15 protein-coding genes are annotated in these 20,356 nt (G+C 64.1%); 7 read left to right on the top strand and 8 right to left on the bottom strand.

Going from position 1 to position 20,356, the window contains the following annotated elements; all coding sequences use genetic code 11:
- Positions 1-41: 41 nt before the first annotated feature.
- From OUZ49_RS18165 to dnaA, 6 genes are all read right to left on the bottom strand, one after another.
- On the bottom strand, positions 42-701 hold the full coding sequence (locus tag OUZ49_RS18165) for an energy transducer TonB (protein ID WP_266152018.1): 660 nt from the start codon (positions 699-701) through the stop codon (positions 42-44).
- Between the two features lie 202 nt (positions 702-903).
- Entirely contained in the window at positions 904-2,196 is a 1,293-nt protein-coding gene (locus OUZ49_RS18160) for a tetratricopeptide repeat protein (RefSeq protein ID WP_266152017.1), read from the bottom strand.
- 316 nt (positions 2,197-2,512) lie between these two features.
- A complete protein-coding gene (gyrB, locus tag OUZ49_RS18155; protein WP_266152016.1) occupies positions 2,513-4,927 on the bottom strand; it encodes a DNA topoisomerase (ATP-hydrolyzing) subunit B in 2,415 nt (804 codons plus the stop codon).
- A 77-nt stretch (positions 4,928-5,004) separates the two neighbouring features.
- The gene (gene recF, locus OUZ49_RS18150) at positions 5,005-6,084 is read right to left on the bottom strand and encodes a DNA replication/repair protein RecF (RefSeq protein ID WP_266152015.1); all 1,080 of its coding nucleotides are present in this window, start codon (positions 6,082-6,084) and stop codon (positions 5,005-5,007) included.
- Positions 6,085-6,180: 96 nt separating this feature from the next.
- The gene (gene dnaN / locus OUZ49_RS18145) at positions 6,181-7,281 is read right to left on the bottom strand and encodes a DNA polymerase III subunit beta (RefSeq protein WP_266152014.1); all 1,101 of its coding nucleotides are present in this window, start codon (positions 7,279-7,281) and stop codon (positions 6,181-6,183) included.
- 247 nt (positions 7,282-7,528) lie between these two features.
- The gene (dnaA, locus tag OUZ49_RS18140; RefSeq protein WP_266152013.1) at positions 7,529-8,881 is read right to left on the bottom strand and encodes a chromosomal replication initiator protein DnaA; all 1,353 of its coding nucleotides are present in this window, start codon (positions 8,879-8,881) and stop codon (positions 7,529-7,531) included.
- A gap of 225 nt (positions 8,882-9,106) precedes the next feature.
- On the opposite strand from dnaA, the gene rpmH reads away from it, so the two are divergent.
- The 5 genes from rpmH (at position 9,107) to OUZ49_RS20925 (ending at position 15,672) form a co-directional block, all read left to right on the top strand.
- A complete protein-coding gene (rpmH, locus tag OUZ49_RS18135; protein WP_019464789.1) occupies positions 9,107-9,244 on the top strand; it encodes a 50S ribosomal protein L34 in 138 nt (45 codons plus the stop codon).
- Between the two features lie 14 nt (positions 9,245-9,258).
- Complete coding sequence (gene rnpA / locus OUZ49_RS18130; RefSeq protein WP_266152012.1) at positions 9,259-9,657, top strand: ribonuclease P protein component; 399 nt, start codon at positions 9,259-9,261, stop codon at positions 9,655-9,657.
- A 61-nt stretch (positions 9,658-9,718) separates the two neighbouring features.
- Entirely contained in the window at positions 9,719-11,425 is a 1,707-nt protein-coding gene (yidC, locus tag OUZ49_RS18125; protein ID WP_266152011.1) for a membrane protein insertase YidC, read from the top strand.
- A 226-nt stretch (positions 11,426-11,651) separates the two neighbouring features.
- Positions 11,652-12,992, top strand: a complete 1,341-nt coding sequence (mnmE, locus tag OUZ49_RS18120; RefSeq protein WP_266152010.1) for a tRNA uridine-5-carboxymethylaminomethyl(34) synthesis GTPase MnmE — start codon at positions 11,652-11,654, stop codon at positions 12,990-12,992.
- A gap of 124 nt (positions 12,993-13,116) precedes the next feature.
- Positions 13,117-15,672 carry a DNA translocase FtsK 4TM domain-containing protein gene (locus OUZ49_RS20925; protein ID WP_323134944.1) on the top strand — a complete coding sequence of 852 codons (2,556 nt, stop codon included), beginning with the start codon at positions 13,117-13,119 and terminating at the stop codon, positions 15,670-15,672.
- A gap of 6 nt (positions 15,673-15,678) precedes the next feature.
- Here OUZ49_RS20925 and rbsK read toward each other — a convergent pair whose 3' ends face one another.
- A complete protein-coding gene (rbsK, locus tag OUZ49_RS18105; protein ID WP_266152009.1) occupies positions 15,679-16,572 on the bottom strand; it encodes a ribokinase in 894 nt (297 codons plus the stop codon).
- Between the two features lie 82 nt (positions 16,573-16,654).
- Positions 16,655-17,101, bottom strand: coding sequence for a hypothetical protein (locus tag OUZ49_RS18100; RefSeq protein ID WP_266152008.1), 447 nt, complete (start codon positions 17,099-17,101; stop codon positions 16,655-16,657).
- Positions 17,102-17,245: 144 nt separating this feature from the next.
- On the opposite strand from OUZ49_RS18100, the gene OUZ49_RS18095 reads away from it, so the two are divergent.
- Both OUZ49_RS18095 and OUZ49_RS18090 read left to right on the top strand, forming a co-directional pair.
- The gene (locus OUZ49_RS18095) at positions 17,246-17,944 is read left to right on the top strand and encodes a glutathione binding-like protein (protein WP_266152007.1); all 699 of its coding nucleotides are present in this window, start codon (positions 17,246-17,248) and stop codon (positions 17,942-17,944) included.
- 125 nt (positions 17,945-18,069) lie between these two features.
- Positions 18,070-20,334 carry a S9 family peptidase gene (locus OUZ49_RS18090; RefSeq protein WP_266152006.1) on the top strand — a complete coding sequence of 755 codons (2,265 nt, stop codon included), beginning with the start codon at positions 18,070-18,072 and terminating at the stop codon, positions 20,332-20,334.
- The last annotated feature ends 22 nt before the right edge of the window (positions 20,335-20,356 follow it).

Here is a 20,356-nt window from a genome sequence, read left to right as displayed (position 1 = left end):
CCTTGGAAAGTCAAGCGTGAACTGATTAACCGTAACCGAAGTTACAGCGTATTGAGATTAAAGTTGATCGGAACACGGACGTAACCTTCCGTCTTTTGCCCGTTCCTGATGTTCGGATTGAAGCGCCACTTGCGTGCCGTTTCAATCGCGGCCTGATCCAGCTCGCGATAACCGCTGGACGATTCCACCTTGATGTCCTTAGGCGTTCCGTCCACATCCACCAGGATCATCAGCGTAACAGTGCCCTCGTGACGCTGGCGAATGGCCTGCGGCGGATACTTGGGCTGGATACGGCTGTTATAGCTGATGTCCTGACTGGCGGTGATGTCCGCCGGAGGAGCAGGCGGAGCAGGCGGAGCGGGCGGAGCAGACGGACGCGCGTTGTTCGACGCTTCTTCCACGGCCGGCGGCGGTGTCGGAGGCGGCGGGGTCGGCGGCGGCTTCACCTGCGTGATGATTTTCGGCGGCGGCTGCTTCGGCGGCTCCGGCGGCGGCGGCGGCGGTGGCGGCGGCGGCGGCGGGGGCTCGATGAAGTTCACCTGGACAGTGCGTTCCTTTTCCTTCTGCGCCTGCTTCGGTGGGGCCATGGGCGCCACCAGCAACAGGAACGCGAACGCATGTAGCGCGATGGCAACTGCCAGCGCCCAGGTACGCCTCCAATTGAACGGCACGGAGCCGGTTGCTTCGTTACTTGAGGCCATCTGTCACTATCTGAAGCTAATTGATCGGTGAGACGTGGTCACGGCACCTAGCGGCAATATCGATCCAAAAGGGGATGACATTTGCCACTGGACGCGAGCACGGAAAGATTTCAACGGTACAACAGCACATGGCATTTGTATAGGTCTTGTGAGGCAATGAAATGGACGTCCATCTGCCCCGCAATCCCTATACCGCCACGCCTTACTTGCTAGCTCCCTGAGCCTTCAACCAGGCCTTGGCCTTGGCGGAGGTTTCGGGATCCTGTGCTGCCTTTTCCATGGCTGCGATCGTACCGGGCTTGTCCTTCAAGCCGCGGTTCGCTTCGGCCAGCAACATATAGGCGGTGCCCTTGTGCTGCACGCCCTTGTCGATGCCCTGTTGGATGAGGTTCTTCGCCTCGGTGAACTTGTTGCTTTCGAGCAGCAGCTGGCCGGCGCGGATGTTCGCCTCGCCGTCCTTGGCCAGCGGGATCGCCTTCTGGTAGGAAGCGAGCGCCTTGTTGGTGTCTTCGGCCATATAGGCAGCCGTACCCAGCAGCGTGTAGTTATCCGCGCTGGACGTGACCACACCCTTGCTCATGCCTTCCTCGAGCGTCGCCACGGCCTTCGTGGCGGGGCCCTTCTGGTCGCCGCTCTGCTGACCGGTCATCAGGTACAGCTTGGCCAGGTTGGTGTACTGCTTCTCGTCCTTGAACGCGCCGGCGGCCTTGCCCTTCTCCATCAGCGCAATCGCCTCCGGGTACTTCTGCTGCTGCATCAGCAGCGAGACGGCGTTGTTCATCGCAGTCGGATCGTTCGGGTTGGCGGCGATCTGCTTCTGCGCGATCTCGGCGGCCTGGTCCGACTGGCCCGATTCGGAATAGGCGGCCAGCAGCAGCTGGTTCCAGCTGTCATTCGGCTTGTCGGTCATCGACTGAGCCTTCTTGATCGCGGCGATCGCCTCCGGGTACTTCTCGAGGCGGTAATAGGCATTGCCTTCGAGTGCGTACGACTCCGGCGTTTCCTTGCGACCTTCGGCGCGCCACTTGGCGACGGTGTCGAGCGCGAGCTGGTACTGCTCGCTGGCCAGGTAGAACTGGGCCAGCATGTACTGCAGCTGGAAGTAGGTGTCGTTCGGCATCACGCCGTTGTCGAGCGCGCGCTTCAGCAGGTCGATGGCGCCCTTGATGTCGCCGTCCTGGTAATGCACGTTGGCCAGGCCCTGCAGCGCGAGCGCCTGGGCGTACTTGCTCTTGCTGCCGTCGACAACCGGCTGCAGCAGCTTCTCGGCCTGTTCCTTGTCCTGATTGTTGACCGCGTCCAGGCCTTCGTTGATGGCCTTCTGATCCTTCTCGCTGGTGAGGTCCAGCTTCGGCTCAGTGCGGGTCGCGTTCGGGTACAGCGCTTCCTTCTTGTCCTTGGAAGGGCTGTTGTCACGGGCGATGACCGGGCTGCTCACCACTGCCAGCGCGAGCGCGGTACTGGCGAGCATCTTGATCAGGGTCACACGCTTCATGGTAGTCCTCAGTAATGGGCATTCGCGCGCCAATGGCGCGGGGGATCGCTGAGCGTAACCTGACTCGGCAGCAGATAACAAGTCGCAGCGCCACAACAAAGATTGTTAAAAATCAATAAGTTGAACCATACGCCGCGGTCTGGATGTGATTTCCACCCGCGAGAGCCATGGTGCGCATGACTTTTTGGCCTGGAAAAGCCTTATCGGCCGCGCCGTATTCGACTTTAGTCGAATGTGTTAACGCATTAGTACGCACTGGCTTAAAAAACGATCGATGGCCGCGCTGTCTTGCACTTCGCGGCCATCGATCGTTGGATCAGATATCCAGGTTGGCAACCTTCAGCGCGTTGGCTTCGATGAACTCACGACGGGGTTCAACCGCTTCGCCCATGAGCATCGAGAACATCTGGTCGGCCGCGAACGCGTCCTCGATGCCTACCTGCAGCATGCGGCGCGTCTCTGGATTGACCGTGGTTTCCCACAATTGTTCCGGGTTCATTTCGCCCAGGCCCTTGAAGCGCTGGATGGCACGACCCTTCTTGCCCTCTTCCAGCAGCCAGTTGCGTGCTTCGGCAAAGCTCAGCACACCGCGCGAGGCATTGCCGCGACGAACCACGGCGTCCTTCTGCACGAGGCCAGCAAGCTGCTGGCTGGCGTGCAGGATCGGGCGAAACTCGCCGCTGGCGAAGAACGTCTGCGGCAGCAGCCAGGTATGGCTCAGGCCGTGCTGGTTGCGCACGACCTCGATGGCCGCCGGATGCTCTTCCAGCGCCGGGCGCAGGGCCAGCTTGTAGCGCGGCTTGCCCAGGCCACTGGCAGCAAGGCGCAACTCCACGCCAGCCAGCCAACCCTGCATGGCGGTCGCGTCCGTCCACAGCGCCGGCTCGACCGGCGCATGCTCAAGCAAGGCCGTCAGCATGGTGGCGTCGAAACGATGGCCCAGGCGCTCGATCTGGTCCAGCGCGGCCTGGTAGTCGCGCAGCAGCTTGTCCAGCGCTTCGCCGGAAATGGCGGGCGCGTCGGCGCTGTAGGTGAGTTCCGCACCATCAACCGCGCTGGAGACCAGGTAGGCGTTGAGCGCAGCGTCATCCTTCAGGTACATCTCCTGCTTGCCCTGCTTGATCTTGTACAGCGGCGGCAGGCCGATATACACGTGGCCGCGCTCGATCAGCTCGGGCATCTGACGGTAGAAGAAGGTCAGCAACAGGGTGCGGATGTGCGAACCGTCCACGTCCGCGTCGGTCATGATGACGATGCGGTGGTAGCGCAGCTTGTCCGGGTTGTACTCCTCCTTGCCGATACCCGTGCCCAGCGCGGTGATCAGGGTGCCGACTTCGGCGGAGGACAGCATCTTGTCGAAACGGGCCTTCTCCACGTTGAGGATCTTGCCCTTCAACGGCAGCACGGCCTGGGTCTTGCGGTTACGGCCCTGCTTGGCCGAGCCGCCTGCGGAGTCACCCTCGACCAGGAACAGTTCGCACAGCGCCGGGTCCTTTTCCTGGCAGTCGGCGAGCTTGCCCGGCAGGCCGGCGATATCCAGCGCACCCTTGCGGCGGGTCATCTCGCGGGCCTTACGGGCCGCTTCGCGGGCGCGAGCGGCGTCGACCACCTTGGAGGCGATCGCCTTGGCTTCGCTCGGGTGTTCCAGCAGGAATTCGCCCAGCTTCTCGTTGACGGCCTGCTCCACCGCGGTCTTCACCTCGGAGGAAACCAGCTTGTCCTTGGTCTGCGAGGAGAACTTCGGGTCAGGCACCTTCACCGACAGCACGGCGATCAGGCCTTCGCGCATATCGTCGCCGGACAGCGCGACCTTGGCGTTCTTGGCCAGGCCTTCCTTCTCGATATAGCCCTGCAGCGAGCGCGTCAGCGCCGCGCGGAAGCCGGTGAGATGGGTACCGCCGTCACGCTGGGGGATGTTGTTGGTGAAGCAGAACATCGTCTCCTGGTAGGAGTCGGTCCACTGCATCGCCAGTTCGACGGAAATGCCTTCCTGCATGGCGCTGAGGCTGATCACGTTCGGATGCAGCGCGGTCTTGAGCTGGGCCAGATGCTGCACGAAGGAGCGGATGCCGCCCTCATAGGCAAAGCGGTCATGGCGACCCTCGCCACGCTCATCCTTCAGGTCGATGGTGACGCCCGAATTGAGGAAGGCCAGCTCGCGCAGGCGTTTGGCCAGGATGTCGTAGTGGAATTCCACGTTGGTGAACGTGCCGGTGCTGGGCAGGAAGCGCACGGTGGTGCCGCGCTTGCTGGAATCGCCGACCGGCTTGATCGGGTACAGCGGCTCGCCGTGGGCGTATTCCTGCTGGTACTCCTTGCCCTCGCGATAAATCGTCAGCCACAGGTGCGAGCTGAGCGCGTTCACCACCGAGACGCCGACGCCGTGCAGGCCGCCAGAGACCTTGTACGAGTTTGCGTCGAACTTGCCGCCGGCGTGCAGCACGGTCATGACCACTTCGGCGGTGGAACGCCCCTCTTCCGGGTGCGTGTCCACGGGAATGCCGCGGCCGTTGTCGCTGACGCTGACCGAGCCGTCATCGAGAATGGTGACCGTCACGTGGTCGCAATAGCCCGCCAGGGCTTCGTCGATCGAGTTGTCGACGACTTCGAACACCATGTGGTGCAGGCCAGTGCCGTCATCGGTATCACCGATGTACATGCCGGGGCGCTTGCGCACCGCTTCCAGACCTTTCAGAACCTTGATGTTGCTCGAATCGTAGGATGCGTTCATTCGGTGACCGTTTCCTGGGCGCCTAATCCCACCCGGTACGGCGCCATAAAAGCCGGGCTGGGGACACAATCGACCGATTATAGCAGGGGGCTGAGATGCCCTTGTTCCACGTGGAACACTTGCGTGGGACCGTCCATCAGAGCCTCCGGGACCTCGGTGCCGGTGACCAGCACCTGGGCGCCGACGGCGCGTAGCTGCTCAACCACGGCGACCTGGTGGGCCTTGTCCAGTTCCGAGGCCAGGTCATCCAGGCAGACCACCGGCCACTCGCCCCGCCTCTCGGCATACAGCGACGCCTGGGCCAGGACACAGGCCAGCGCGGTCAACTTCTCCTGACCGCGGGACAGATGCTCCCGCAGCGGCGCGTGATCGAAAGCGATGGACCAATCAGCACGATGGGAACCCTGGGTGGTATGCCCACGGGCGATGTCCCTGCCTCGCTGGGCGGCCAGCAGCTCGGTTAGATCCGCTCCCTCGGCCCAGCCACGGCGATACCGCAGCTCCACCAGGCCTAGCTCGGGAAGCAGTCCCTCGATGCTGCTCATGAGATGGGTGCGAAGCGCGCTCAGATAAAGCTCACGCTGTTGATCCATCAGGGACGCGGCAGCGCCCAGTTCCACTTCCCAGGGCAGGAACTGGGCATCTGGAACGGTCGAGCTGGATCTCAACAACGCATTTCGCTGCTTCAAGGCGCGTTGATAACGCCGCCAGGCCAGGATGAAGTCATGTTCCACGTGGAACACGCCCCAATCGAGGTAACGGCGACGCTCCTCGGCGCCACCGGCAATCAGTGCGTGCGAACCGGGCTCGAAGCAAACCACGGCGCACTCGCCCACCAGTTCGCTCAAGCTGATGCCGGCTCCGTCCATGCGCGCTTCCCAGCGCGCCCCCTGACGCCCCAGGCCAAAGCGCCGCAAACGGCTGTCGGCGTGGCGTAGCTCGGCAAAAATCGAAAGGGAGTCCGCACCGCGCTTCAACAAGGCCTCGCGTGCCCCGCTGCGAAACGAACGGCCATGGGAAAGCAGGAACGCGGCCTCGAGCAGGCTGGTCTTACCTGCCCCGTTAGGGCCGGCAAACACCGTCACGCCGGGCGTAAGCGGTACGGTTACGTCGTCGAGGCAGCGTAATCCGCGAATACGCAGGGATTCCAGCCACATCTCAGCAAGCTCCCAATGCAAGAACGCCGGAGTGTCTTTCGACGGCTCCGGCGTTGCATTGCATATCGGTCTTGTTCGTTAGCTGACCGATCGACATCAGAGCCGCAGCGGCATGATCACGTGGCGAGCCTGGTCGTTGTCGTCTTCCTGTACCAGGCAACTGGACTGGGCATCACGCAGGTTCAAACGGGCACGATCGCCGCGCAGGGCTGCCAGTGCATCCAGCAGATAGCCCACGTTGAAGCCCACGGCCAGGTCGGAAACCACGGTATCGGCCTCGACCTCTTCCACGGCCTCTTCCTGCTCCGGATTGTGCGCCACGATACGCAGCTTGCCGGGCGACAATTCCAGCTTCACGCCGCGGTACTTCTCGTTGGAGAGAATCGCCGCGCGCTGCAAGGCCCCACGCAGCACTTCACGATCCAGCGTGGCGTGCTTGTCGGCACCCAACGGAATCACGGCCTCGTAGTCCGGGAAGCGACCATCGATCAGCTTCGAGGTGAACACGACGTCGCCACGACGCACGCGCAGGTGATTGCGCCCGAATTCCAGCTCAACCTGCCCTTCTCCCGTCTCGAACAAGCCCACCAGCTCATTCACGCCCTTGCGTGGAATGATGATCTGGCGACGCACGGAGACCGAACTTTCCAGCTTGGTTTCCTTCAGCGCCAGTCGATGGCCGTCAGTGGCGACGCAGCGCAGCGTGTGCTCCTGCAAATCGAGCAGCATGCCGTTCAAGTAATAGCGCACGTCCTGGTTGGCCATGGCAAACGCCGTGCGTTCCATCAGATCGCGCAGCACTTCTTCCGGCAGCGAGACCCGCTCAACCAGTTCTATTTCATCGATGGTCGGAAACTCGGTGGCAGGCAGCGTCGCCAGCGTGAAGCGGCTGCGTCCGGCGGTCATGGCCACGCGGTCGCCGTTGAGCTTCAGTTCGATGTGGGCGCCGTCCGGCAGTGCCCGCACGATGTCGAAGAACTTGCGCGCCGGAATGGTGATTTCACCGTCGACCAGCTTTTCAGCGGCCGTGGTGGCAATCATTTCCACTTCCAGATCCGTACCTGTCATCGACACTTTGCCGTCGGCGACTTTGACTAGCAGGTTGGCGAGAACCGGCAGCGTCTGACGTCGTTCTACGACGCCCACGACCTGCTGCAACGGCTTGAGCAGAGCTTCTCGTTGAATGCTGAATTGCATGTATGCGCTTCCCCTAAACCTGCTTTTCTGTTTTTAAAAGAAGTTCTGTAGTGGTGGTAGGCGGCGTGGATAACTTTTAAAACGAAAAAAAACCATGAAAATCAGTTTGTTAGCCGATTTTCACGTTGTGTTTCAAAGAGCCTGATGATTGTGCGTCGATTGTGGATAACTTTGCCGTCCAAATCGTCCACCTATTATCCACAGCTTGCCACAGTACTTTTCAAGCGCTTAGTGCACAGGCGCCTGTTCAACCAGTGAGGATGCGGATCAACTGTTCCCAGTCCTGGCGCATGCGCGTGTCGGTCTCGCACAATTTCTTGATCGTGCGGCAGGCGTGCAGCACCGTCGTATGGTCGCGACCGCCAAATGCCTCGCCAATTTCCGGCAGGCTGTGCTCGGTCAGCTCCTTGGACAGGGACATCGCGATCTGGCGCGGGCGCGCCAGCGAACGCACGCGGCGCTTGGACAGCAGATCCTGCAGACGTACCTGGTAGTAGTCGGCCACGATCTTCTGGATGTTGGGCACCGTGACGGCCTGGGCATGCGTCGCCAGCAAGTCGCGTAGGGTTTCCTCGGCAAAATCGATGGTGATCGGCTTGCCGTAGAAGTTGGCACGCGCTGCCAACGTGTTGAGCGCACCCTCAAGGTCGCGCACGTTGGAGCGGATGCGCTTGGCCAGCAGCATCGCCACGTTCTCGCTCACCGCCACGCCCTTGTCGTGCGCCTTGGACAACAGGATCGCCGCGCGCGTCTCGAAGTCCGGCGGCTCAATCGCCACCGACAAGCCCCAGCCCAGGCGCGACTTCAGGCGCGGCTCCAGCTTGTCCACTTCCTTGGGATAGCGATCGCAGGTCAGGATGATCTGCTGCTTGGATTCGAACAGCGCGTTGAAGGTGTGGAAGAACTCTTCCTGCGTGGTGTCCTTGCCGGCGAAGAACTGGATGTCGTCGATCAGCAGCGCATCCACCGAGCGGAAGCGGCGCTTGAACTCGTCCATGCTCTTGGTGCGCAAGGCCTCGATCATCGAGCCGACGAACTGCTCGGAACGCAGGTACAACACCTTGAACTCGGGGTTCTGCTCGCGCATCAGGTTCCCGGCCGCATGCATCAGATGGGTCTTGCCCAGCCCGGTGCCGCCATACAGCAGCAAGGGGTTGTAGGCGCGGCCAGGATTCATCGCCACCTGCATGGCGGCGGCCTTGCCCAACTGGTTCGACTTGCCTTCGACGAAGGTTTCGAAGGTGTAGTGCGGGTCCAGGTTGTGGTTGAAACTGGCCGCCACCGGCTCGGCCACGGCCGGCGCGGGCTTGGCCGGCACGCTCGCGGGCGGAGCCACCTTGCCGCTTGCGTTGGCACGCGGCGAACTGGAGCCAACCTCCAGCCGCACTGTCAGCTCATGGCCGGTCAACTGGCTGATCACGGTCTCGATGCGAGCCAGATAGCGCTCGCGCACCGTGTCCAGGGTGTATGGATTGGGCGCAAACAGCTGCAAACCATGGGTGTCGTCGCGCGCCTGCAGGGGCATCAGCCACGTATGCAGGTCTTCGGCGTTCAATTCGCCCTCGAGACGCTCGAGACAGCGCCGCCACAGGTCACTCATGGATAGTCTTCAACCACTGGAAGGAGCGCTTTCGCGCGGGGTGGACCGGCGATTCTAACAGCACGAACCCTCCCAGTCGGCACGGATATCCACATGGATATCCACAGGAATCCAACAGGCCTCTGTCAAGCCCTCGGAGCGGTCCAAAGTGAGCCGATTTGACAGAGGGCACCAATACTCCGCATAATTTCCAACCTTTTTATCACTTTAACTTCGGACGAAGCCATGTCGAAGCGAACCTTCCAGCCAAGCAAGCTCAAGCGCGCCCGTACCCACGGCTTCCGCGCCCGCATGGCGACGGCCGACGGCCGCAAGATCCTGAACGCGCGTCGCGCCAAGGGTCGCAAGCGCCTGATCCCGTAAGCGGTACGCGCATCATGCGTGCCGCCGGCCTGCCGCGCGAGGCGCGGCTCCGCCGCGCCGGTGATTTTGCCGCTCTGCGTCATGCCAGCGGCCGCTTCGGCGGCCGCTGTTTTTCTGTGCGCTATAAAGCCAATGCGCTGGGCCACCCGCGTCTGGGCCTGGCCATTTCCAAGCGCGTGTCCAAGCGCGCGGTGGAACGCAACCGCATCAAGCGCCTCGTGCGCGAATCTTTCAGGCGTGCCCGCCTTGAGCTTCCGCCGGTCGACCTCATGGTGATGGCGCGTGAGCAGGCATCGGGCCTGCCCGGTCCCGAATTGCTGGCCGAGCTCCAGGTGCTGTGGAAGAAACTGCGCTCGTTCAAGCCCGAGGTCACATTGAAGCCGGGCGACACGGCCGGCACAATCGCGCGTTGACCTTTTATCCCTCTCGTCCTCCGCGGCCCGGCGTCGCCGCATTTACCGGATCTGCTCCGCGATGAATCAAACGCGTACGTTCCTCATCTTCGCCCTGCTGGCCGTGGCCTACATGCTGTTCATGGCCTGGGAGAAGGATTACGCACCGCAGCCCCCGGCTGCCGTCGCGGCGTCTTCCACGACCGCCACGCCGGCGATCGCCGATGGCAGCGTACCGGGCGCCACCGCTTCCGCTACCGCCACGGCACCCGCCGCTGTTCCTGGCAGCGTGAACGAGGCTTCGGCCCAGCTGGTCAGCGTGGCCAACGACGTGCTGCGCCTCACCATCGATACGCGTGGCGGCAGCGTGGTGCGTTCGGAGTTGCTGACCTTCCCGGAGGAGCCGCGTACCCGCCGCAATCCCGATCCGGCACCGGTGCGCCTGCTCAATGACGAACGCGAGCATTTCTTCGTATCGCAGAGCGGCCTGGTCAGCAACCAGGGCGAGGCGCCGGATCACCGCGCCATCTTCCAGGCCGCCCAGACCAGCTACGCGCTGAGCCAGGGCCAGGACGAGCTGAAGGTCGACCTCACCTGGCAAGACGCCGCCGGCCTCAAGGTCACCAAGACCTATACGCTCAAGCGCGGCAGCTTTGTCGTGGCCATGGACCAGAAGATCGAGAACGGCGGCAGCGCGGCCTGGCAGGGCAATGCCTACCTGCAGCTGCAGCGCGTCGCGCCGGTACAGCAGCGGACCTGGTGGCAGAACATCAGCGACCCGTCCTCGCGCAGCTTCTTTGGCGCCGCCTGGTACAGCCCCGAGGACAAGTTCGAATCGTTCGCCTTCTCCGACTTCAAGAAGCCGCGGGAGCGAGTGATCACCGGCGGCTGGTCGGCGATGTTGCAGCACTACTTCTTCGTCGCCTGGATTCCGCAGGCGCATGACCCGAACACCTACAGCACCAGCGTGATCAATCCGGATACGGCCCAGCCGATCTATCTCATCCGCGCGGTGGGTCCGTCGCTCAATGTGGCTCCCGGCCAGAGCCTGACCACGACGTCGCGCATGTATATCGGTCCGAAGCTGCAGGGCACCCTGGACCAGGTCGCGCCGGGTCTCGACCTGATCACCAACTACGGCTGGCTCACCGTGGTGGCGGAGCCTCTGCACTGGCTGCTGTCCCAGCTGCACGCCTTCACCGGCAACTGGGGCGTGGCGATCATCCTGTTGGTGCTGGGCCTGAAGGCCGCGCTGTGGAAGCTCACGGCGGCGCAGTTCCGCTCGGGCGCCAAGATGCGCAAGCTGCAGCCGCGCGTGAACGCCCTGAAGGAGCGTTACGGCGACGACAAGATGAAGATGCAGCAGGCCATGATGGAGCTGTACAAGAAGGAGAAGGTCAACCCGATGTCGGGCTGCCTGCCCGTGCTGGTCACCATGCCGGTGTTCTTCGGCCTGTACCGCGTGCTGATGGAGAGCGTGGAGCTGCGTCACTCGCCGTTCTTCGGCTGGATCCATGACTTGTCGGCACCCGATCCGTTCTTCGTGCTGCCGGTGCTGTACGTGCTGGTGATGCTGGCCACCCAGTGGCTGTCGCCGTCGGCGGCGGGCATGGACCCGGCGCAGCAGAAGATGATGAAGGTGATGCCGGTGCTGTTCGGCGTGATGTTCTTCTTCTTCCCGGCCGGCCTGGTGCTGTACTGGGTCGTCAACGGCGCCACCAGCCTGGCCCAGCAGTGGTTCATCACGCGCAGCGTCGACCGCGCGGAAGAGAAAGCCAAGGCGGCCTGAGTGTCGCCAGGCTTCGGAGGAAAAGGCCGCTGATGCGGCCTTTTTCTTTTTGGGCCTACGCCATGCCACCAAGCCCATTCGTCACCGTCATCCCCGCGAAAGCGGGGATCCAGCGACTTTCGTTCTTGCCATGCGCTGTAAAGGCACTGGATCCCCGCTTTCGCGGGGATGACGGTGAGGGGGCAGTACTTAGTCGAAATCCTCGGTAGCCACCATAATCTCCAACATGACCACCACCGACACCATCGCCGCCATCGCCAGCGCACCCGGTGCCGCCGGCGTCGGCGTGCTGCGCGTGTCCGGTCCGGCCGTGCCGGCGATCGCCGAAGTACTGCTCGGCCGCGCACCGCAGCCACGCCACGCGCATTTCGCGGCCTTCCGCGATGGCGATGGCGAGCTGATTGATCGCGGGCTGTTGCTGTACTTTCCCGCCCCCGCCTCTTACACCGGCGAGCACGTGCTCGAATTGCAGGGGCATGGCAGCGCGGTGTTGCTGGATGCCTTGCTGCGTCGCATCGGCGTGCTGGGTGCCCGGCTGGCACGCCCAGGCGAATTCACCGAGCGCGCGTTTCTCAACGGCAAGCTGGATCTTGCGCAAGCAGAGGCCGTCGCCGATCTGATTGCCGCGCGTTCGCACGCGGGTGCGCGTGCCGCGCTGCGATCGATGGAGGGCGTGTTCTCGCGCAAGGTGGATGCGTTGCAGGACGCGCTGATCGCGCTGCGCGTGCATATCGAGGCTGCCATCGATTTTCCCGAGGAAGAAATCGACTTCCTGGCCGATCCGCTGATCAACGAGCAATTGCAGCGATTACGCGAGCAGCTCGCGGAACTGCTGCGCGAAGCCCAGCGCGGCGTGCGTCTCAATGATGGCCTGCGCGTGGCCATCATTGGCCGTCCGAATGCCGGCAAATCCAGCCTGCTCAATGCGCTGGCGGGAAGCGATCGCGCCATCGTCACCGACATCGCCGGCACCACCCGCGATGTCCTGCGCGAACAACTGAGCCTGGATGGCATTGCGCTCGAACTGGCCGATACGGCCGGCCTGCGCGAAACCGACGACCCGGTCGAACGCGAAGGCGTGCGTCGCGCCCACGGTGAACTTGCACGCGCCGACGTGGCCCTGCTGGTCACCGATGCGCAACAGGCCGAGCATGACCTCGCCCTGCTTGCCGATCTGCCCGCCAGCGTCGAGCGACTCGTGCTTATCAACAAGATCGATCTCGAACACGCGAGTGCGCGCTACGAGTCGCGCGACGATTCGATCTGGGTGTGGGCCTCGGCGAAAACCGGCGTGGGTCTCGATGCCTTGCGCGAGCATCTCAAGCAGCTGGCGGGCGCGGGCAGCGGCGAAGGGGCCTTCAGCGCGCGCCGTCGTCATGTCCTGGCGCTGGAACAGGTCGCGCTGCATCTCGATCGCGCGGACCATGTCCTGCGTGCCACTCGTGCCGGTGAACTCGCCGCCGAGGAACTGCGCCAGGGCCAGCAAGCGCTCGGCGAAATCACCGGCAACTACACCAGCGACGACCTGCTTGGCGCGATCTTCAGCTCGTTCTGCATCGGCAAGTAGTCTACGCGGAAGACATGCCGCTCTTGTCTGGAATAACAGCCCGTTACAGCACAGTCTGCTGACGTTCCTGACGCGATGGCGCTAACATGCTGAGCTCGCAGGCGTAGTTTGAACGAACCCAGGCATGCTCACATTCTTCTTCGGTGCCTTCGGGCTGTCCACTCTCTGGCTGATTCCCTTGATCTGGCGCGTCGCGCGGGCCCGGCTGGCTCGGCGCAAAGCGCCGGCAGGCGGGCAGGGAACCATCCGCTTGTGGCTGGGCGCCCTGCTCGTGCTGACGGCCAGCGCGACGCTGGAAGGCCTGATCGTCGATCACTACACCGATGATGCACAGGCGGGTGGCGTGATATGCCGAGCACTCGCCCACGGTTTCGGCGGTTTGCTGGGAACCCCGCTGGCCAGCCTGGTGATGCTGGCCATCCTGGCCGCTGCCCTGCCCTGGTATTTGGGCACGCCCTGGCTTTCCGCGTTCAAGCGCATCAACGTCGTGGTGGACCTGCTCGCCGCCTTGTTGGCTCGCGCGGTGGAACTCGCGGCGGCGCGCTTCGGCAAGCAGCACGGGCGCGGCGCGGTGCGTCGTGCCGATCGGGCCGCGACCTCCATGCGCCGCACCACGCCGGTCGCCGCGCGTCGAACCACGGCTGTTGCCGCGGCGCCGCCGCAGCCTGAGCGCACGACGCCGGTAGCGCCGGTGTCGCCCGCGCTGTCGTCGACGGTTTCGCGCCAACGCGCCATGCCGGTGCGGGGAAAAATCATCAGCGAGCCATGGCTGTTGCCGAAGAGCACCCGCCTGTCCGCAGCGACGCCAACGATGCCGATGGCACGCCCCACATCCGCAGCTGCCACCACCAACAGGCCAGTGACAACCGCTGTCGCTCCCATGCGGGCTGCGGCAATCGAAGCGGTGGCGGTCATCGACGAGCAAGCGGTCGTATCGATGCGTGCCGAGGTGCTGGTCGACGACGAACCGATCACGCCTCTGCCGCATCAGCACGATGAGCCGGAAACAAGTGAGGCCGTGGCCGAGTCGACGGAACAGCGCGTGGCAGCTGACGTGGAGCCCGAACTGGTACCGCTGGCCCAGCTGGTCAATCCCCTGCCCGTCGCCTCGGGCCGTTTTCGCGCCGCCAATGACGACCAGGTTGCCGCACCGGAGGTGCGGGTAGCGGCACCGGTCATGGCGGCACCGAGCTCACGCTCAAGCGTGCTGTTGCCGCCGCTGACCTTGCTTGCTGCGGCGACTGCGGAAGCGACCTCGGTCGATGAGACGCAGCTGGCCGACACCAGCGAGCTGATCGAACAGCGCTTGCGCGAGTTCAAGGTGCCGGTGACCGTAGTCGGTGCATCGGCCGGTCCAGTGATTACGCGCTTCGAGGTGGAGCCGGCCGTGGGCGTGCGCGGCAATCAGATCGTGGCGCTGATGAAGGATCTCGCACGCGGCCTGGGGCGCACGTCGATTCGCGTGGTCGAGACGATTCCTGGCAAGACCTGCATGGGCCTGGAGCTGCCGAACGAGCAGCGCCAGATGATCGCGCTATCGGAAATCCTCGACTCGGCCGCCTACCGCGATGCCGATTCGCTGCTGACCTTGGCCATGGGCAAGGGCATTACCGGCGAACCGGTGGTGGCCGACCTCGCACGCGCACCGCATATGCTGGTCGCCGGCACCACCGGTTCGGGCAAGTCGGTGGCGGTGAACGCGATGATCCTGTCCATGCTCTACAAGGCCACGCCCGACGACGTGCGCATGATCATGATCGATCCGAAGATGCTGGAACTCTCGGTCTACGAGGGTATTCCGCATCTGTTGGCGCCAGTGGTGACCGATATGAAGCTGGCCGCCAACGCGCTGGCCTGGTGCGTGGCGGAGATGGAGAGCCGCTACCGCGTGATGTCGGACCTGCGCGTGCGCAATCTAGCCGGCTTCAATCAGAAGGTGCGCGAAGCGCGCGCAGCCGGACGGCCATTGATGAATCCGTTCCCGGCCCATCCCGAAGTACCCGAGCTGCTCGAAACCTTGCCGATGATCGTGGTGGTGATCGACGAGCTGGCCGACCTGATGATGGTGGCCGGCAAGAAGATCGAAGAACTGATCGCGCGCCTGGCGCAGAAGGCGCGTGCGGCCGGCATCCATCTGATCCTGGCCACGCAGCGGCCGTCGGTGGACGTGATCACCGGCCTGATCAAGGCGAATATCCCCACCCGCGTGGCATTCCAGGTGTCGTCGAAGATCGACTCGCGCACCATCCTCGACCAGATGGGCGCGGAAAGCCTGCTCGGCCAGGGCGATATGCTGTTCCTGCCGCCGGGCACGGGTTATCCACAGCGCATCCACGGTGCCTTTGTCGCCGATGAGGAAGTGCACCGCGTGGTGGCCCACCTCAAGCAATACGGTGAGCCCGATTACAAGGACGAGATCCTCGCGGGCCCACCCAGCGAGGCCCAGGGCGATCTGCTCGGCGAGGAAGCGGGCGATGCGGAACTCGATCCGCTTTACGACGAGGCCGCCGCCTTCGTGCTGCGCTCGCGGCGTGCGTCGATCTCGTTCGTGCAGCGCCAGTTCCGCATCGGCTACAACCGCGCGGCACGTCTGGTCGAAGCGATGGAAGCGGCCGGACTGGTGTCGTCGATGGGCATCAACGGCCAGCGCGACGTGATCGCGCCGGGTCCGTCCGACTGAAGCGAATCAGCCGTGGCTGGCCAGCCAGCGATCGAGTTCATCCAGCCGTGGCATGCCGCCCTGCGCGCCTAGTCTGGAAACCGATAGCGCCGCGGCGGCACAGGACTTGCGCACCGCGCTGGGCAGGCCTTCATGCAGGAAGACGGCGAGTGCGGCATTGAAGGTATCGCCTGCACCGGTGCTGTCGACCACCTCGATCTTGAAACCCGGCTGGTGCACTGGCTTACCGCCGTCGTCATACCACGCACCGTCCGCGCCGCGCGTGAGCACGACCGGCGCCGGCGAGCGCTGCATCAGCGCGCGGAAGTCCTCCGCAGGGTCCGCCCCCAGCAGGATGGCCAGCTCATGCTGGTTCGGCGTCAGGTAACGCGCGAGCTTGAGCCACTCGCGTGGCAGCGGCTGCGCCGGGGCAGGGTTGAGAATCACCGGCTTGCCCAGGCGATGACCAAGCCGCAAGGTCGCTTCCACGGCATCGAGCGGGATTTCCATCTGCACCAGGATCGCATCGGCGCTGGCCAGCGTGGTTTGCGCGCGTTCGATCTGTGCCGGCGTGACCCGCGCATTCGCGGCAGGTACCACGATGATGTGGTTTTCGCCTTGGGCCACCGTGATCGACGCGGTGCCGCTGCCGCAATTGGCGATGCGCGCGACGTGTTCCAGCGCGACGCCTTCGCGCGCCAGTCCGTCGTGCAACTGCGCGCCGAACGCATCGTCGCCCAGCGCGCCGACCAGCGCGACCTCGGCCCCGAGCCGGGCCGAGGCAACGGCCTGATTGGCGCCCTTGCCGCCATGTACGGTGAGAAAGCGCTCGCCCAGCAGGGTCTCGCCGGGTGCCGCAAAGCGCGTCGCCAGCGTCACCAGGTCCATGTTGATGCTGCCGACCACGACGACGCGTGTCATGGCTCACCCATCCGTTGCCGAAACGACCGACGAGGATACGCGATGCCGCGCGCCGCCGGGATGACGCGCCGTGGGATGGAACCTAGCCGCCGCTGCTGGGCGAGGACGGCACGTGCTGGCCTCGCCGTTCCTGCGCGCGCTCCATGGCTTTTTCCCGCATGGCCTTCAGTTGGTCGCGCTGGGCAGGGGTCAGCACGGCATCGATCTGTTTGCCGCTGTCCTGGGCCAGGGTCATCAGCTTGGCGCGACGATCGGCCTGCGACAGGCTGGTGTCGGCACGCAGAGCCTGCATCTGCTGATCGCGCTGCTGCAGAATCGGCCCGATCTTGGCCTGCTGGTCGGCGCTGAGCTGCAGCTGCTTGGTCAGGTGTTGCAGCTGCTGTTGCGGATCGGGGGCGCGACGCCCCTGCGCTGACGGCGCGGCGTGCGCCGGTGTGGCGGCACTGCTGTTGTCCTGCGCCTGGGCGCAGGCAGCGCCGGCGATGGCGAGGCCAAGGCTCAACGCGGCAAAACGGGAGAGGCGGTTCATGGGCTTGACTCCAGTGGGCATGCCAGCGGAGGAACGCGGCGTGCGCAGCATGGGTTGACGGAAGCGTGCCTTGTTCTCGCCCTGGCTTGAATCCACACCGGTCGCCCCGAACATCCATCCATCGCCCGCGCCTCAGGAAACCCCATGATCGAGCTGTATTACTGGCCCACGCCCAATGGCCACAAGGTCACCCTGTTCCTCGAAGAATCCGGCCTGCCCTACACCATCAAGCCGGTGAACATCGGCAAGGGCGAGCAGTTCGAGCCCGGCTTCCTGGCCATTTCGCCGAACAACCGCATGCCGGCCATCGTGGATACCCAGCCAGCCGATGGGGGCGAGCCGCTCAGCGTGTTCGAGTCGGGGGCCATCCTGCAGTACCTGGCCGAGAAGAGCGGGCGCTTCATGCCTGCCGATGCGCGCGGCCGCTACAAGGTGCTGGAGTGGCTGTACTGGCAGGTGGGCGGCCTCGGCCCGATGCTGGGGCAGAACCACCATTTCAATCGGTATGCGCCAGAGAAGATCCCCTACGCGATCGATCGCTATGTCAACGAGACGCGGCGCCTGTATGGCGTGCTGAACAAGCGGCTGGAAGGTCGCGCCTTCATCGCCGGCAAGGACTACAGCATCGCCGATATGGCGGCTTACCCGTGGATCGTGCCGTATGAGAACCAGGGCATGGCGCTGGAGCATTTCCCGCACCTGAAAGCCTGGTTTGAAGCCATCCGCGCGCGCCCCGCCACCGAGCGCGCGTATGCGCTGGGCGAGCAGATCAAGGGTCGCTTCGACCTCACCACGGACGAGGAAGCGCGCAAGGTCTTGTTCGGGCAAGGCGCCCCGCGCTAAGCGCCGAAGCGGTGCATTCACGTCGGATGTGCCGTTTTTCACGGGAAATTGCTGGTATCGGCTGACGCTACGCGGTCTAATCGCCGCTTGTTCTTGCGTACGTTGCACCGCCCCAGGAAGTTCCCATGCGTGCCCTCCTCTTTGCCGCCCTCACGATGGTGGCCCTGCCGACCATGGCCGAAAAACTCACGATCGAACGCATCTTTGACGGCGGCAGCCTGGCCGGTCCCGCGCCACGCGGGCTGCAGATCTCGCCCGATGGCAGTCGCGTCAGCTTCCTGCGCCCGCGGGCGGACGATCAGTACCAGCTGGACCTGTGGTCCTACCAGCTCAAGGACAACCGCACCCAGCTGCTGGTGGATTCGAAGAAGCTGGAGCCCAACGGCGAACAGTTGTCGGATGCGGAGAAGGCGCGCCGCGAGCGCGAACGCACGGCCGGCCTGCGTGGCATCGTGAGTTACCAGTGGTCGCCGGACGGCAAGCAGCTGCTGTTCCCGATCGGCGGCAAGCTGTATCTCTACTCGCTGGCCACGCCCGATGCCGCGCCGCGCCTGCTCGACACGGGCGACAACGTGATCGATCCCCGCTTCTCGCCCAAGGGCCGCTTCGTCTCCTTCGTGCGCGAGCAGAACCTGTGGGTGATCGACTTGAGCACCGGTGAGCCGAAGCAGCTTACCCATGACGGCGGCGGCAGCGTGCACAACGGCGAGGCGGAATTCGTCGCGCAGGAAGAAATGGATCGCAGCCGCGGCTACTGGTGGGCGCCGGACGATTCCGCGATTGCATTCGAACGCTTCGACGAAGCGAAAGTCCCGGTGACCAAGCGCACCGAGCTCTACGCCGACCACACCGAGGTGGTCGACCAGCGCTATCCCGCTGCCGGCGCCGCCAATGTCGCGGTGAAGCTGGGCCTGGTCGCGCCCACCGGCGGTCAGCCGCGCTGGATCGACCTGGGCAAGGACAACGACATCTATCTCACGCGGGTGAACTGGTTGCCCGATGGCAGGCACCTCGCCTACCAGCGCATGTCGCGCAACCAGCAACACCTGGACCTGCGCCTGGTCGATGCGAAGACGCTGGCGCAACGCACCCTGCTCAGCGAAACCAGCGATACCTGGATCAACCTCAACGACGACCTCACCTTCCTCAAGGACGGCAAGTCGTTCCTGTGGGGCAGTGAGCGCAGTGGCTTTCACCATCTCTACCTCTACGGGATCGACGGCAAGCTCAGGCATGCTGTCAGCGAGGGCGAGTGGCAGATCGACGGTGTGCTGGCGGTGAACGAACACAGCGGCACCGTCTACGTCAGCTCCAATCGCGACGCCGTGCCGGAACGGCATATCTATGCGCTCAAGCTCGATGGCAGCACGGCCAACACGCCGACGCGCATCAGCCAGGGCGCGGGCACGCACATCGCCGAGTTCGCGCCGAATGCATCGTTCTATCTGGACATGTTCTCCAGCATCGACACGCCGCCCCAGGTGAGCGTGCACAAGCCGGATGGCAGCCTGGTGAGCTGGATCGAGCCGAACAAGCTCGACGAGAAGCATCCGTTCTGGCCGTACCGCGACAGCCTGATCAAGCCGGAATTCGGCACCATCAAGGCCGCCGACGGACAGCTGCTGTATTACCGCCTGTACAAGCCGGCCGGCTTCGATCCGTCGAAGAAATACCCGGTGTTCAACATGTTCTACGGCGGTCCGCACGCGCAGCTGGTCACCAATGCCTGGGGCGACTACTTCAACCAGTACATGGCCAACCAGGGCTTCGTGGTCTTCACCCTGGACAACCGCGGCATGGCCCGTCGCGGGCGCAAGTTCGAGGACCCCATCTACCAGCAACTGGGCGCCGTGGAAGTGGAAGACCAGCTCGCCGGCATCCACTGGCTGAAGTCGCAGCCCTGGGTCGACCCCAAGCGCATCGGCGTGTTCGGTTGGAGCTACGGCGGCTACATGACCACCATGATGCTATCCAAGGCATCGGACGAATTGGCTGGCGGCGTGGCGGTGGCGCCGGTCACCGACTGGCGGCTCTACGACACCTTCTATGCCGAGCGTTACCTCGGCCGTCCGCAGGACAATGATTCGGGCTATACACGCAGCTCGCCGCTGGCCTGGCTCGATGGCCTCACCTCCAAGCTTTACCTGGTGCACGGCATGGCCGACGACAACGTGCTGTTCCTCAACTCCACCAAGCTGATGGCGGAAATGCAGAAGCGCGGCACGCAGTTCCAGTTCATGGCCTACCCGGGCGCCAAGCACGGCCTGAACCTGCCGGGCCAGCGCAGCCACGTCTATCACCTGATCGAGAACTTCTTTCAGCGTGAAGTGAAAGGCGCTGCATCGGCAGCGCCACGTGCGACACCTGCGGCCGCCTCGACATCGTCCTGATGTCGCGCGCCCGTCGGACCAA

It is taken from the genome of Dyella halodurans (genome assembly GCF_026283925.1).
GTDB lineage: Bacteria > Pseudomonadota > Gammaproteobacteria > Xanthomonadales > Rhodanobacteraceae > Dyella > Dyella halodurans.
The sequence above is the reverse complement of the archived record's forward strand: the minus strand, read 5'-3'. Positions and strand labels throughout refer to the sequence as shown.